Source organism: uncultured Nitrosomonas sp., assembly GCF_902826915.1.
Classification (GTDB): domain Bacteria; phylum Pseudomonadota; class Gammaproteobacteria; order Burkholderiales; family Nitrosomonadaceae; genus Nitrosomonas.
Map to the genome: position 1 here is coordinate 28402 of NZ_CADEGP010000001.1, position 14784 is coordinate 43185.

At 44.4% G+C, this 14784-nt stretch carries 13 protein-coding genes; 9 read left to right on the forward strand and 4 right to left on the reverse strand.

The genetic code is table 11. From position 1 onward, the window contains the following. Positions 1-9 precede the first annotated feature (9 nt). The 3 genes from QZV86_RS00105 to QZV86_RS00115 all read right to left on the reverse strand — a co-directional run bounded on the left by QZV86_RS00105 (position 10) and on the right by QZV86_RS00115 (position 2550). Positions 10-1203, reverse strand: a complete 1194-nt coding sequence (locus QZV86_RS00105) for a sialidase family protein (RefSeq protein WP_295623251.1) — start codon at positions 1201-1203, stop codon at positions 10-12. A gap of 157 nt (positions 1204-1360) precedes the next feature. Further along, positions 1361-1855: a redoxin domain-containing protein gene (locus QZV86_RS00110; RefSeq protein WP_295623253.1), complete on the reverse strand. Its 495-nt coding sequence runs from the start codon at positions 1853-1855 to the stop codon at positions 1361-1363. Positions 1856-2358: 503 nt separating this feature from the next. Beyond that, positions 2359-2550 carry an entry exclusion lipoprotein TrbK gene (locus QZV86_RS00115; RefSeq protein WP_293005814.1) on the reverse strand — a complete coding sequence of 64 codons (192 nt, stop codon included), beginning with the start codon at positions 2548-2550 and terminating at the stop codon, positions 2359-2361. A gap of 350 nt (positions 2551-2900) precedes the next feature. On the opposite strand from QZV86_RS00115, the gene QZV86_RS00120 reads away from it, so the two are divergent. The 5 genes from QZV86_RS00120 (at position 2901) to odhB (ending at position 9317) form a co-directional block, all read left to right on the forward strand. Then, positions 2901-3596, forward strand: a complete 696-nt coding sequence (locus tag QZV86_RS00120; protein WP_292920430.1) for a succinate dehydrogenase iron-sulfur subunit — start codon at positions 2901-2903, stop codon at positions 3594-3596. Then, positions 3593-3826 carry a succinate dehydrogenase assembly factor 2 gene (locus tag QZV86_RS00125; RefSeq protein ID WP_295623255.1) on the forward strand — a complete coding sequence of 78 codons (234 nt, stop codon included), beginning with the start codon at positions 3593-3595 and terminating at the stop codon, positions 3824-3826. Before QZV86_RS00120 ends, QZV86_RS00125 begins: the two co-directional genes overlap by 4 nt. Positions 3827-3904: 78 nt before the next feature. Then, entirely contained in the window at positions 3905-5206 is a 1302-nt protein-coding gene (gltA, locus tag QZV86_RS00130) for a citrate synthase (RefSeq protein WP_295623256.1), read from the forward strand. 22 nt (positions 5207-5228) lie between these two features. Beyond that, on the forward strand, positions 5229-8048 hold the full coding sequence (locus QZV86_RS00135) for a 2-oxoglutarate dehydrogenase E1 component (RefSeq protein WP_295623257.1): 2820 nt from the start codon (positions 5229-5231) through the stop codon (positions 8046-8048). A 12-nt stretch (positions 8049-8060) separates the two neighbouring features. Then, positions 8061-9317: a 2-oxoglutarate dehydrogenase complex dihydrolipoyllysine-residue succinyltransferase gene (gene odhB, locus QZV86_RS00140; RefSeq protein WP_295623258.1), complete on the forward strand. Its 1257-nt coding sequence runs from the start codon at positions 8061-8063 to the stop codon at positions 9315-9317. Positions 9318-9474: 157 nt separating this feature from the next. Here odhB and QZV86_RS00145 read toward each other — a convergent pair whose 3' ends face one another. Then, complete coding sequence (locus QZV86_RS00145; RefSeq protein WP_295623259.1) at positions 9475-9996, reverse strand: DUF3617 domain-containing protein; 522 nt, start codon at positions 9994-9996, stop codon at positions 9475-9477. A gap of 272 nt (positions 9997-10268) precedes the next feature. Here QZV86_RS00145 and QZV86_RS00150 point away from each other — a divergent pair, with 272 nt between their 5' ends. From QZV86_RS00150 to smbP, 4 genes are all read left to right on the forward strand, one after another. Continuing rightward, positions 10269-12044 (forward strand): SLC13 family permease, encoded by a 1776-nt coding sequence (locus QZV86_RS00150; protein ID WP_295623260.1) that lies wholly within the window; start codon positions 10269-10271, stop codon positions 12042-12044. 99 nt (positions 12045-12143) lie between these two features. After that, on the forward strand, positions 12144-12410 hold the full coding sequence (locus QZV86_RS00155; RefSeq protein ID WP_295623261.1) for a hypothetical protein: 267 nt from the start codon (positions 12144-12146) through the stop codon (positions 12408-12410). 317 nt (positions 12411-12727) lie between these two features. Then, a complete protein-coding gene (locus tag QZV86_RS00160; protein WP_295623262.1) occupies positions 12728-13822 on the forward strand; it encodes an endonuclease/exonuclease/phosphatase family protein in 1095 nt (364 codons plus the stop codon). A 607-nt stretch (positions 13823-14429) separates the two neighbouring features. Then, entirely contained in the window at positions 14430-14774 is a 345-nt protein-coding gene (gene smbP / locus QZV86_RS00165) for a small metal-binding protein SmbP (RefSeq protein WP_295623263.1), read from the forward strand. Positions 14775-14784: the final 10 nt, after the last annotated feature.

Below are 14784 nucleotides of genomic sequence, written 5' to 3' on the forward strand. Positions count from 1 at the left end.
TGTCTGAGTCTATTGATTGCTGTCGTCATCGGATTGCCTGATCGGAATTAAACGAAAGCCGGTATCCATACTGTTCCAGGATAGAAAAATTTGCTTGCCGTCAGTGATCAGTGCAGGATGAGCGGACTGAGTTGCTGTTTCGGCAACTACTTGCGGTTTTGACCAGTGCAATCCACCATCTGTAGAATACATAGCTTCCACGCGGGTCTGAGTGCCGTCAAACACCTTCCATGCAAGCGCTACCTGTTTGCCCAAAGCCAGCACATCGGCTCGACCGGGTAGTTTATCTTGATCGCCCACTTGCATTGGATTGGAGAAGGTTTTTCCTTGATCATCGGACCATGCATAAAAAATTCCGCTACGTTTTTCTCCCTGAGTAAACCAAACCATGTGATACCGTCCATCAGCGCCGATCGACAAGGCAGGTCCGTGCGCAGGACAGCCTTCAATTTCCCAGTCATCGAATGTTACTCGCCACGGTTCGCTTGTTTTTCCGTCGGGTGATAGCTTAAGTAAACCATGATCGCGGATATTTCCGGGATAGACATAACGGGCCAGCATGACCAGACTGCCATCGACATCCTCAGCCATGGCTGTACGGCAGCAGGAGCAGATGTTTTTCGCAATGCGTTGATCCGTAGGAAGGTTAATTATTCTGCCGGTTTTTGCAGATACATGGTAGATCGATAGATCTCCATCGCCCTGTTTTTTGTATTCGGCCCGATCACGCACATCGTGCCAAGTAAAATGCACGCGATTGTTCGTGTCTATTAGCATCTCCGCCTGATAGTGATACCAGGTATTGGCTTCAGAACTAATTTTGACCGGTGTGCTGAACTGGGTGCCGTTGTCGGAATGGCTGAAAAAACTGGTGCTGGATTGTTTATCATCGGCAAAGTAGAGCACATACACTCTTCCTGTTTGATCAACGGCTAAGGTGGGCGGATTTTCATCCCATGCATGTATCGGCATACCTGCCGAGTTGACGCGAACCGGTTGACTGAAAGACTGGCCAAAATCGATTGAATAATCAACAGAAATGGATTTCTGGGCAGAAAGAATGCGCCAAAGCCGCCCATCTGGCCCAAATGTCGCTGCGGTATAGATTTTTTGTTCAGGCAGTAATTTTTCGGTTTCAGCAACCAGATTATGCGATAAAGCTAGTAATAATAGAGTGCTGCAGATCAAAGCAAAATGATTCATGTGAGTATATTTTGTGTAGGCGCGATTCTGAGTTAACCTCTCCTATTTGCTTGGGACAAGTATAGTAAGGGAAGTGCATCAAATTAAAGAGAGTGAGGGGGATTCCTGTTTCAATTTACACTACCTTAATAGAAAGAAACTCCGAACAGAAGCAGGTCTAATTGATAATTGTCTTGAGCATGGCTTCGAGCGTTTCGCGTGATACAGAACCACTGATGCCGACACGCTGGTGATCTTTGTCGAGAAAATAGGTGCGAGGGACTTCACCATACCATTTAGGATCAATTTCATAACGAAGTTTTTGGGAGTTGGCGTCAGCAAAGATCCAGTTATCTGCATTATTCAGTTCATTTCCAGTCAGTATAGACAGCGCTTGATTAGAAGCTGAAGCATCATCAGTTGCTAGCATGATCAGGTTAATATCCGGCATATTTTTGCGAAGCTCACTAAGTAATGGCATCTTTTTTTTGCACGAAGTGCAGTTGATAGACCAAATCATCAATACGAATGGCTTGTCGGCATATTCATTCAGTAATTGTTGATAGCTGCCAGAAGTAAAATGCTTCAAATTAACTTGCTCAGCGCGAGCGGGGAAGGCAATGCTGCACGACAAGAATAGTAAGTAAGTAATTAGAATTTTAGGTGATTTCATGATGATGCCTCTTAATGTTTGCGATATCGGGATCCCTAAGTATCAAAATTTCAGTGTGAAATTGTGTAAAACCAGATTGCTTGATCAGTGTTATTGTTTTCTGCGAATAGGGTATGAAAAACTATCCGTCAATTCTTTTATGATTATCTACAAAATTTGATTGTTTGAACATGCGACTAATTGTCGCAGCTTCTTTTGTTCGAAAACTGTCAGCGATTACTTAAGAGTAATGTAGTTGAAAGGGTGGGGTGGGTTGATTTCATTTCATTCTGTAAACGAGACAATGAAATTTGATTCGCATAAGTTGTTGAAACAGACATCATCCCCAGAATCTAGATACTATTTCTGAGGGGAGGCCGCTTAAAAACTATCTGTACCGCCACTGCGGTGTTAAAAACAGGCTTAAAATGCTCATTTATTATGCATAAATTGCGCTTTTTCACCTGTTTTTGCCTTGCATCAGCTGCTTCGAAAATGTTTCTTAACGGCCATATGCCGCAATTTTATTTTTTCAAGGCATCACATTGATCAAGAAATGCTTGTCGTGCAGCTTCGTCGTCCTTCAAATCAGAAAGTGAGGATTCCAATCCTTTTCCCGCGCAATTGACCGAACTTGCTTCGGGTACTCCACCGCAACCGAACAGAGCGAAACAAAGGCCAATCATACAAACGATGCTATATTTTTTAAAATTCATCTAAAATCTTCCTTTATAAAATATTCATTATGGCTTGATGGTGATATCCGATTTTTTAATCGTTTGACGTCGGCTCGGCCACACGAACCTAACGATTTATTTTACCTGAATCTATGCTTTTTGTATTTTTACTATGTTTTGAACCATGCAGGGTGCACTGATGACGCATCGAATATGTTCATTAGCTGTAGCTTTGTGCATTGCTACTCGGTATATTGTGCTTAATGTGCGCAGCAATCCAAAAAGCTAAACCAAAATATGATAATCTGCCTTCAAATCTGTATACTTCATAATATTTTGAGAGATTCCTATCGACTATAAGCAGTATTCAAACCCACTGGAGCAGGCCAATGAAGTTTTCGATTTACCGCTATGATCCCGATAAAGATGAAAAACCATACATGCAGGATTATGATGTTCAGTTGGCAGCGACCGATAAAATGCTATTGGATGCATTATTGCGTATCAAGTCGATTGATGACAGTTTGAGTTTACGCCGCTCCTGCCGCGAAGGTGTGTGTGGATCGGACGCGATGAATATCAACGGGCGCAACGGATTGGCGTGCATTACACCGATTAAAGGCCTGAAAGATCCGGTGGAAATACGTCCATTGCCTGGATTGCCGGTTATTCGCGACTTGATCGTGGATATGACGCAATTTTTTCAGCAATACCATTCGATTAAGCCTTATTTAATCAATAATGACCCGCCACCTGAAACGGAACGGTTGCAGTCGCCGGAAGAAAGAGCTGCTCTGGATGGCGTCTATGAGTGCATTTTATGTGCTTGTTGTACAACATCCTGTCCTTCCTTTTGGTGGAATCCAGATAAGTTTGTCGGACCAGCTGGACTACTACAGGCCTATCGTTTTCTAGCCGATAGCCGCGATCAGGCAACCGCTGAGCGATTGGATAATCTGGAAGATCCTTATCGGCTGTTTCGCTGCCATTCCATCATGAATTGTGTAGATGCGTGCCCTAAAGGCTTGAATCCTACCCAGGCAATCGGCAAAATCAAGGACATGATGGTCAAGAGAATGGTGTGAAAGAATTCGAGCGCGCACTCTGGCGCTGTCGGCGTGGTATGCTTGAATTAGATATCGTGTTGCAGCGATTCATGGATCATAATTACCGTCAACTTGATGAGACGGGGTTGCTGCAATTTGAACGATTATTGGCATTGTCGGATAATGATTTATGGGATCTGATCAGCGGAAAGCAAGTCAATTGCGACACGCAGTGGCGGTCGGTATTGGAATTACTGCAAAAGAGCTAGGTTTTGAGTGTTATTCCTTAACACTATCAATCTATTAACCATGCATACTGTTAATATTGCAATTTGTGGAGATGTATTATGGCACAAGAAGGCACAGCGACTCTGAATTTGAATAATGGTAGCGACCTTATCGAGCTGCCGGTTTTATCCGGAACCATGGGTCCGGATGTGATCGATATTCGCAAGCTGCACGGACAGAGTGGTTTGTTCACTTATGATCCCGGTTTTTTGTCAACCGCTAGTAATAATTCCGCGATTACTTTTATCGACGGTGATGAAGGTATTTTGTTGTATCGCGGCTATCCGATTGAGCAATTGGCGCTGCATTGTGATTTTATCGATGTATGTTACTTGTTGTTGCAGGGTGAATTACCAACACCTGAGCAAAAAAAAGAATTTGATCTTGCAATAAAAAGCCATTCCATGTTGCATGAGCAGCTGGTGAAATTTTATAGTGGTTTTCGTCGCGACGCTCACCCGATGGCGGTGATGGTCGGAGTGGTCGGCGCTTTATCAGCTTTTTATCATGATGCTTTGAATATTTCTGATCCGGTGCATCGTGAACAATCCGCATTGCGACTGATTGCAAAGTTGCCAACGATTACTGCTATGGCGTATAAATACAATATCGGACAACCATTTGTTTATCCATATAATAACTTGGGTTACGCTGAGAATTTCTTGCATATGATGTTTTCTGTGCCGACAGAGAAATACGAAGCCAACCCGGTGATTGTGCGTGCGCTAGATCGGATATTGATTTTGCATGCAGATCACGAACAGAATGCTTCTACCTCCACTGTGCGCTTGGCGGGATCCAGTGGTGCTAATCCATTTGCCTGTGTATCTGCCGGTATTTCTTGCTTGTGGGGCCCGGCACATGGCGGGGCAAACGAAGCTTGCTTGCGCATGTTGGAAGAAATCGGCGATGTTTCTCGCATTGATGAGTTTATTCAACGCGCAAAAAGCAAAGAGGATAACTTTCGGTTGATGGGTTTTGGCCATCGCGTCTATAAAAATATGGATCCGCGGGCAAAGCTGATGCGTGAAACTTGTCATGAAGTTTTGAACGAATTGGGATTGCAGAATGATCGGTTGTTCAAACTTGCGCTACAACTCGAAAAAATTGCACTGGAAGACGATTATTTCATTTCGCGTAAGCTCTATCCTAATGTCGATTTTTATTCCGGCATCGTGCAACGTGCATTGGGTATTCCAACCAGTATGTTCACCGCGATTTTTGCGATGGCAAGAACGGTCGGTTGGGTGGCGCAATGGAGCGAGATGGTTTCTGATCCTGATTATAAAATCGGACGTCCACGTCAGTTATATACTGGCGCAGCCATGCGGGATATTCCCGACTCGTTTTCCCAAAAATAGTTTTTATTAAGACTGCCATTTTATGAAAAAACTGTTGATGGAAGAAACTCTTTTGTTTGGAACTAATGCGAGTTTCATAGAAGCGGTTTATGAAGAATATCTGCACAATCCTCATTCTGTTACATTAGTGTGGCGGGAATACTTCGATAAGTTGACCCAGCAACCGGAACACATAGCTAGTAAGGTATCAGTCACTGCTTCAGCTACTAAATCTTCCGGCTTAGGAATTCAAGCTGCGCTTCCTGAGGTAATGTCGATTGATTCAGATGATCGCAAGCAAGTGGCGGTGTTGCAACTCATCAACATGTATCGCAGCCTAGGGCTGAATCAAGCCAATCTTGATCCGCTGGGACTCAAGCAACAATTGACCATTCCCGAATTGAATCCTGCGCATTTCGGATTGACCGATGTGGACATGGATAAAGTGTTTAATACTGGTTCATTAGTTGGACCTGATCGTGCTTCGTTGCGTGAGATTTTGCAGATCCTGCATGAGACCTACTGCGGTTCGATTGGTGCCGAGTATATGTACATTTCTTCGGTTGAACAAAAGCGCTGGATACAAGCACGATTGGAAGGGCAGCGCTCTAACCCGGGTTTTTCGACTGACGTTAAGTATCATATTCTTGAGCGACTCACTGCAGCAGAGGGATTGGAAAATTACCTACATACTCGTTACGTGGGGCAGAAACGTTTCTCGGGAGAAGGTAACGAGAGTCTGATTCCATTGCTGGATAGTTTGATTCATCGTGCAGGGAAAGCGGGCATTCAACAAATCGTAATGGGAATGGCGCATCGCGCTCGGCTTAATGTGCTGATAAATACTCTGGGAAAAATGCCAGCCGAATTATTTCGCGAATTTGAAGAAAAACAGCCGCAAGACTTGCCGTCGGGCGATGTGAAATATCACCAAGGTTTTTCTTCTGCTATCAAAACATCTGAGGGTATCGTACGTCTAGCATTGGCTTTTAATCCTTCACATCTTGAAATTGTTAATCCAGTGGTTGAGGGCTCGGTGCGTGCCCGTCAACATCTGTTAAACGATAAACTTGGGGATCGCGTATTGCCAGTATTGATTCACGGCGATGCGGCGTTTGCAGGGCAGGGCGTAGTGATGGAAACGCTGAATTTATCCCAAACTCGTGGCTATGGTACTGGTGGTACAGTGCATATTATCATTAATAATCAAATCGGATTTACCACTTCAGATCCGCGTGATAGCCGCTCCACGTTATATTGTACCGATGTTGCCAAAATGATTGAAGCGCCGATCTTTCATGTCAATGGCGATGATCCAGAAGCGGTCGTGATGGTGGCTGAACTGGCGTTTGATTTCCGCATGCGGTTTCATAAGGATGTCGTAATCGATATGGTGTGTTTTCGTCGCCTTGGCCATAATGAGCAGGATGAGCCGATGGTGACGCAACCCAAAATGTATCGGATTATCAACCAGCACTTGGGTACTCGCAAGTGCTATGCCGATAGGTTGGTTGCCGAAGGGGTGATAAAGTCGGAGGAAGCGGACAATCTCGTCCAAGCTTATCATGGCGCTATGGATGAAGGGGTTAATCCGAACAAGACAGTTTGTTATGACTATAAATCTCCGTATTCCATTAACTGGGAGCCTTTTTTAAAACCATTCAAATGGAATAAACGGATTAAAGCCGGTGTTGCGATGCAAACGCTGAAACAGCTTGCCATAAGGCTGACCGATATTCCTCAAGGGTTCAAATTGCATTCGCGCGTGGAAAAGATTATTGCCGATCGGCGTTTGATGGGCACAGGGGAATTGTCGCTAGATTGGGGAATGGCGGAGAATCTGGCTTACGCGACTTTGCTGAAAGAAGGATATCCAGTGAGATTGTCTGGGCAGGATTCGGGCCGTGGTACATTCTTTCATCGTCACGCGGTATTGCATGACCAGGTAGCAGCGGATCAGAATGAACGTATTTATGTGCCGTTACGCCATCTTTATCCCGAGCAACCGGATTTTGTTGTGATTGATTCGATGTTGTCGGAAGAGGCGGTGTTGGGCTTTGAGTATGGGTATGCAACAACGCAACCTAATGAATTGATTGTCTGGGAGGCACAGTTTGGCGATTTTGCCAATGGTGCGCAGGTGGTAATCGACCAGTTTATTGCCTCAGGTGAAGCCAAGTGGGGCCGTATCTGCGGTTTGGTGATGATGTTGCCGCATGGCTATGAAGGGCAGGGCCCCGAGCACTCTTCTGCGCGCTTGGAGCGTTTTCTACAATTATGCGCGGACTACAATATTCAGGTTTGTGTACCATCGACACCGGCACAGATGTATCATTTGCTTCGTCGACAAATGATCAGACCGATACGTAAACCGTTGATCATCATGAGTCCAAAGAGCATGCTTCGGCACAAAGAATCGGTTTCGAGCCTGGACGAGTTGGCGCGTGGATATTTTTATCCGGTTATTTCCGAAGTCGACAAATTAGACCCGAAAAATGTTAAGCGGATTATTGTTTGCAGCGGAAAAGTATACTATGAATTATTGGCTTACCGTAAGGAACAGCGCATCAAGGATATGGCAATCATTCGACTGGAGCAATTGTATCCATTCCCGCACGAGGAATTTCAGGCCGAAATCGATCGTTTCAGCAAGGCCAAAGATGTCATTTGGTGCCAGGAAGAACCTGGCAACCAGGGAGCATGGCATCGCATTCAGCATTATTTGTTGCGCCATATGCGATCCGATCAGGAGTTGGGTTACGCGCTGCGCGCTTCTGCAGCTTCACCGGCCGTTGGTTATCTGGCAAGGCATAAATTTACGCAGAATGAATTAATTGTGGCAGCATTCAGAGATAAAATATAGAAAGAGGACACCATGTTAGTTGAAGTCAAAGTACCCGTGCTATCTGAATCCGTAGCTGATGCTACATTAATCTCTTGGCATAAAAAAACAGGAGATTATGTTAATCGATCAGAAAATTTGATTGATATCGAAACCGACAAAGTCGTGCTGGAATTGCCTGCACCCAATGCGGGTGTATTGACTAAAATTCTAAAAAATGACGGCGCTATCGTAACCAGTGGTGAAGTTATCGCCATGATTGAAACCGAATCTACCGATACTAAACCTAGTCAATCGGATAATCAATCAACTACTGTTGCTGAAAAAGAAACAAAGGTTGCTCCTGAAAAAGACACAGAAGATCGTGCTGCTGAGGATATCCATCAAGAAAAACCCATGTTGATGCCGGCTGCGCGTAAGTTGGCAGAGGATAACGATCTGAAAGCCACAGAAATATCTGAGATAAAAGGCACCGGCTTAGGTGATCGTATCACCAAAGAGGATGTGCAAGCCTATATGGAACGCAGATCCAGCGTGTCCTTGAAAGTTGAATCCAAACCTGAAGCCAGTGTTACTTCCACATCAGGAGCGCGTACTGAACGTAGAGTCGCCATGTCACGACTCCGGCAACGCATTGCAGAACGTTTGGTTGAATCACAATCTACCGCAGCGATTTTGACCACCTTCAATGAAGTGAACATGCAGGCGATCATAGACTTGCGTGCACGCTACAAAACTGAATTTGAAAAGGAATATGGCGTAAAATTGGGTTTCATGTCGTTCTTCGTCAAAGCTGTTATTGCCGCGCTCAAGAAATACCCGGTTATCAACGCCTCGGTTGAGGGCAATGAGATCATCTATCACGATTTTTATGATATCGGCATTGCCATTGGCAGTCCACGTGGACTGGTAGTGCCGATCATCCGCGATGCAGATCGTTTAACGCTGGCGGAAATCGAGCTGCAGATCGCTGATTTTGCCAAGCGCGCGCAAAACGGTAAACTCAGCATTGAAGAACTTAGCGGCGGTACTTTTTCAATTACCAACGGAGGCGTATTTGGCTCTATGTTGTCGACTCCAATCATTAATCCCCCGCAAAGCGCTATTCTCGGTATCCACGCTACTAAGGAAAGGCCCGTGGTGGAGAACGGACAAATTGTGATCCGCCCAATGAATTATCTCGCCTTGTCCTACGATCACCGGATCGTCGACGGTCGAGAAGCGGTTTTGTCGCTGGTAGCAATGAAAGAAGCGCTGGAATATCCGATGAGTCCGTTACTGGAAGAATAAATAGTGCATTGCAAGTGCAATGTCCACTAGCTCACACGAGAACTTTAACCGCGTGAGATCAATTTTACGCTTGTGTTAGTAACGTGAAGTTTGACTGAAGAGTGTGTTACGTTTCAATAAGCTGATGTGGCGCAACATTTCAATTTCTTGCAGTTCCTCATTGCAATGGATTGACCGCAGTGCAGTGTTCGCCTATCCAGCGCCCTGATGTTTCAGCTGATGCATGTACCGGATTGCCGCCGATAGTACTATCGAATTCGGTATTTCCCACGAAGCTTTCCGGGCTAGTAAAACTGCCTTGGGCAAAGCCATCTCCTTGAAAATGTTGATTGGAGCATACCAAATCGAGCTGATAGCGATTGCCAGTGTGAGTGGCATTTTTCACCGCGCAGCCGGAACGGTTCTCATGAAAATAAGTAGGAATTTCTTGCTTTGCCATTTCCTCGGTGATACAGACTTTTGACGTGGCCGCGCCATTTTCTATTGCGGGTAGTTTAAGGCCGTAGCGGTTGGCGATGGTGCTGAGTTGCTGCATCTGTTCTGACGGAATATGTGGTACTAGTGCCAGAAGATCGGAGCGAGTAGTAATTTCCCATAAACCTGGACGAATGTGCTCATGTGCAACAACAGGTGTTGTGATGGTGAGTGTCAACAAACTTGCAATAAGAATTTTACGCATTAAATGTCCGTAAAGTATTTCTTGAAAAGATTAGCTTGGCAAAAGTTTTTTTAAATTGCGCCGATAAATAGCGGCTTGGATAACCAATATTGATTGCCAATTTTAGTAAGTTTAGCCGATTCGCGATTAGCTTCCCAGTATAAAAACAAGATATCCAGATTACTTGGCGGTACGGCATATAAATTGTGGTCATATCTTTATAATAATTGATTATTTATGTTCATACTATCAACTGCTGTATATTTCACACTTTTGTTTGGGATGTAAAACATATGGAATGGCAAGGCTGGTTTACATTGGGTTTATGTGTTGCGGTGCTGGCGACACTTATTTCTACTCGAATTGGTCCTCATTTGGTCATGATTGGAGCGCTGACGATATTGAGTGCAACTGGGATCTTGAGTAGTTCCGATGCATTGAGCGGTTTTAGTAATTCAGGTTTGATTACAGTTGCGGGTATGTTTGTGGTGGCGGCTGGTATGCATGCTTCCGGTGCGATTGATCTGCTGGTCAACACATTATTGGGCAGACCTGCGACTTCGCGCGCAGCGCTAAATCGCATGTTTTGGCCAGTTGCATTTTTGAGCAGCTTTCTTAACAATACGCCAGTGGTAGCCACGATGATTCCAGCAATTTATAGTTGGTCGCGGAAAATCGGAATTTCACCTTCCAAGCTTATGATCCCGCTGAGTTATGCGGCAATTCTAGGCGGCACGGTGACGCTGATTGGAACGAGTACCAATTTGATTGTCAATGGTCAATATCAGGCACTGACCGGTGGACCGGGCTTTTCTTTATTTTCGATCACTGCGGTTGGAGTACCGGTTGCGATAGTGGGTTTTCTATACATGTGGTTATTTTTCCCTAAATTGTTGCCGGACCGCACGCAAGGCCAGGCTTTCTCCAATTTGCGTGAATTTACATTGGAAGTGTCCATTGCGCCGGACGGTCCCTTAGTCGGGAAAACAATCGAGCAGGCTGGGCTAAGACATTTGCAACGGGTTTATTTAATTGAAATTGAGCGTAACGGCATTATATTGACCGTTGTAACCGCGGATGAAGTGCTTCAAGGTGGGGATCGTTTGGTATTTGCTGGCGACACCGACGCAATTTCTGATTTGCTCCGTATTAAGGGAATTGTGCCATCTGCCGAGGAAGGGCAAACACAAACATTTGCTGAGCGGCATCCTGAAAGGCGTCTGGTCGAAGCAGTAGTGTCACCGCATTGCACTGCGGTGGGATATGCCATCCGCGACGCGCGTTTTCGTGCCCGTTATGGTGCTGCTGTTTTGGCTGTAGCAAGACATGGCGAGCGTATCAAAGGTAATCTCGGAAGCATTACTCTGCAAGCGGGGGATACGTTACTGCTAGAAGCAAGACCAGCCTTTGTCACTCGGCAGCGCTACAACAAGGATTTTTTGCTGATTAATGACCTGAACACAGAAGCGCCACGCCATGAACGAGCTTATGTTGCCTGGATGATTTTATTGGGCGTGATCACAGCTGCTAGCTTCGAAGTGATTACCATGCTTAATGCCGCGCTGATTGGCGGCGGATTGATGATTCTTGCCGGTTGCTGTACTGCCAATCAAGCTGAGAGAAGTCTTGATTTAAAGGTCATCATTACGATCGCAGCATCATTTTCACTGGGCATGGCGTTGGAAAAAACCGGCGTTGCTAAATTTCTTGCTGAGAATATTGTTGATCTAAGTGGAGGTACACCGTGGCTGCTGCTGATTCTGACGTACATAACCATTTCATTGTTGACCGAAGTCATTACCAATAATGCTGCAGCGCTTTTAATGCTGCCGATTGTGTTGGAGATCACCGAAAAAGCCGATTTGAACAATACACCCTTTGTATTTGCCATCATGATGGCAGCTTCTGCTAGCTTTGCAACGCCTCTAGGATACCAAACCAATATGATGGTCTATGGGCCTGGCGAATATCGTTTTACTGATTTTCTCAAAGCTGGCGTTCCGATGAATATTGTCGCAGGTATTGTCACTATCACGGTTTTATTGATTGGGTGGCCGTTGACTAAGTGATTTGGATGAAAACAATTAGAGAACGAAAAAAGTGTATATTCCGTTTATTCCAAGCGATGCTGATGAATGCTTATCTAAGCTATAGGAGATTAACTGTATATGTCATTAAAAAGATCCATTAAGGAATTTGGTGCTTATTTAGGCGATAAAGAATCGCTGCTGGATAAGAATCACCCAAGAATTGCAGAAATGATCATATTACACTGGGGATATAAAGAGATTTATCAATATATCAATAAATTGCTCATTGTTGATAAGGATAGAGACCGACAGGGATTCCCCGTAGAAGTGCTGCAGGAAATCTATAAATTACAAGAGATACATGAAAAGCTGTTTCCCGGCTTAAAAACGTTATTAAATGGCTAATTGCAATATTGTTCTTGAACATGCAAATGAAAACGCAATCTTTTAGCTATTTCTCTACCAATATCAATCACGATAGCGGATCTTATTTTTTCAGTGACTGCTGTTTCTCTGAATAAGATGAGTTTCGTATTCTGACTGATAGAGCTGCCGAATATTGCGGTAAGGCGTACTACCGAAACAGCCCTGCAAACATTAATTGACGAAAAAGAGATATAACACGGTAGAATCACTACTTTGAGCAGCCGAATCTGATTTGACAGTTATTTTGTCAAATCGGGGCGCGATTACTACAAGTAAGTGAATATACTTTTCAACTAATGTTAGTTGCATTTCTGATTATAACTGTAACATTTGCCATTCTGACAATGTTGCCACTCAGCCGCCATGAGGCATGGTGGATACGCGGACTTGATTTTCCACGACTACAGCTTTTTATGGCATTGCTGTTTACACTTGCCTTGGAATTGCTGCTACTCGACTTATCATCGAAGCAAACATGGGGATTCGTGGCGGTTGCATTGGCTTGCTTAGTCTATCAAGCATGGTGGATTGTGCCCTATACGCGGGTTTTCCCACGAGAAGTAAAGGCTGCAAATAACTCTGATAGCAGAGGCCGAATCAAAATTATTACCGCCAATGTCTTGATGACAAATCGAGAGGCAAAGGCATTCATTGCGCTGGTTCGCGAATTTCAACCGGATATTCTGGTAACTCTAGAATCAGACCTGTGGTGGCAATCGCAGCTGGATATTCTGGAAACTGATTACCCTTATACGATCAAATGTCCGCTGGACAATCTTTATGGTATGCATGTCTATTCCAGATTTCCAATGATGAATAACCAGATCGAGTATCTGGTGGAGATGGACAAGCCATCAATGCACGCGCTTGTTCTCTTGCCATCCGGACACAAAGTTCGGGTTCATTTTTTACACCCGGCACCGCCCAGCCCAACTGAGAATGCTGAATCTTCGGAGCGTGACGCAGAGCTTTTGATTATTGCTAAAAGTGTAGCTGAAACGAATGTGCCGGTTATTGTGACTGGGGATTTGAATGACGTAGCTTGGTCTGAAACGACACGGTTATTCAGGAAAATAAGCGGATTGCTTGATCCAAGAGTGGGGCGCGGTATGTTTAATACTTTTCATGCAGATTACTGGTTTTTGCGTTGGCCGCTAGATCATCTGTTTCACAGCAAACACTTTACGCTCCAAAGTATAAAAAGACTCAGAAGCTTTGGTTCGGATCATTATGCACTTTTTACTGAGCTCGTACTTACAGCTGACACCAATAGTGAACATAATGGACTGGACGCAGATGCTGATGATTTGGCCTGGGCTAAACGCAAAACAGAGGATCAGAATGTCGATAAGAGCGCTGTTCCCCAACCTGAAAAACATTCAGTGGCCTAATCATTGAATGTTGCTAACATTTATACAAACGGTAAGTGCTTAGATGCTTTTTCTTACACAACTTCTTTCAACTAAGTTAGGATGTCGTAATCCTTAGTCCGGCGTACCTTCCCGGTCACGAATGGACCATGGTTGCAGTTTTTGTAGCTGTCTTTCTTATTTACTGTGCTGTCGGCAGATTGCGAAACCGGAAATGAAGATTCTTATCAACGCAGGTTTAGCTGAACATGACCATTCGTAATTATATCTAACAGCGTATCTTTGGCTAAACTGGTATCAGCATTGTTGGATGAATAAAATCTGATGTTTTTTGGCTCCGATCAAGAAACGTTGGCTGGAGATTGAGAATAATTTGCGATTGTAAGGCAGGAAAGATTCACGCTCATGTTTTGCATTGCTCTTCTGGAAAGCCGAGTGCTGGATAAAATTACAGAATGTCAGATGGTTATGGACTAGTGTCCCGAAATACCTAAATTAGGTATATACTAAAAGGGCATTGGTGGTTTTAGTAGATATTTGAGAGTTATTTTGAAGCCAATCCAGTCGCTGAGATTTCTCAGAAATATTCGTGCTAGTAACGTATTGTCATAAAAAAGGAGAAATGATTATGAAATCTATATCAACTGCAATCGTAGCAGGAACATTCGCACTTTTCATTGGTACCCAGGCTTGGGCATCCGATGCCGGACATACCTCGGAAGCCATGGAGCATGCAGGAAAAGCTCAGGCCCATGGTGAAATGGGGCATGCTAAAGAATCACTTTCGCATGCGAAGGAAAGTTTAGCGCATGCAAAAGAAGCTGGTAAGGAGCATGCTGAAGCCCATAAGCATATGGATGAAGCGATCAAGCATCTTGAGGAAGCAATTAAGCATGCTGAAATGGGACATGGCGAGGAGTCTGCTAAACATGCTGAAGAAGCTATGAAACATATGCGTCAATCCGGTCATTAATGAGTTAAAG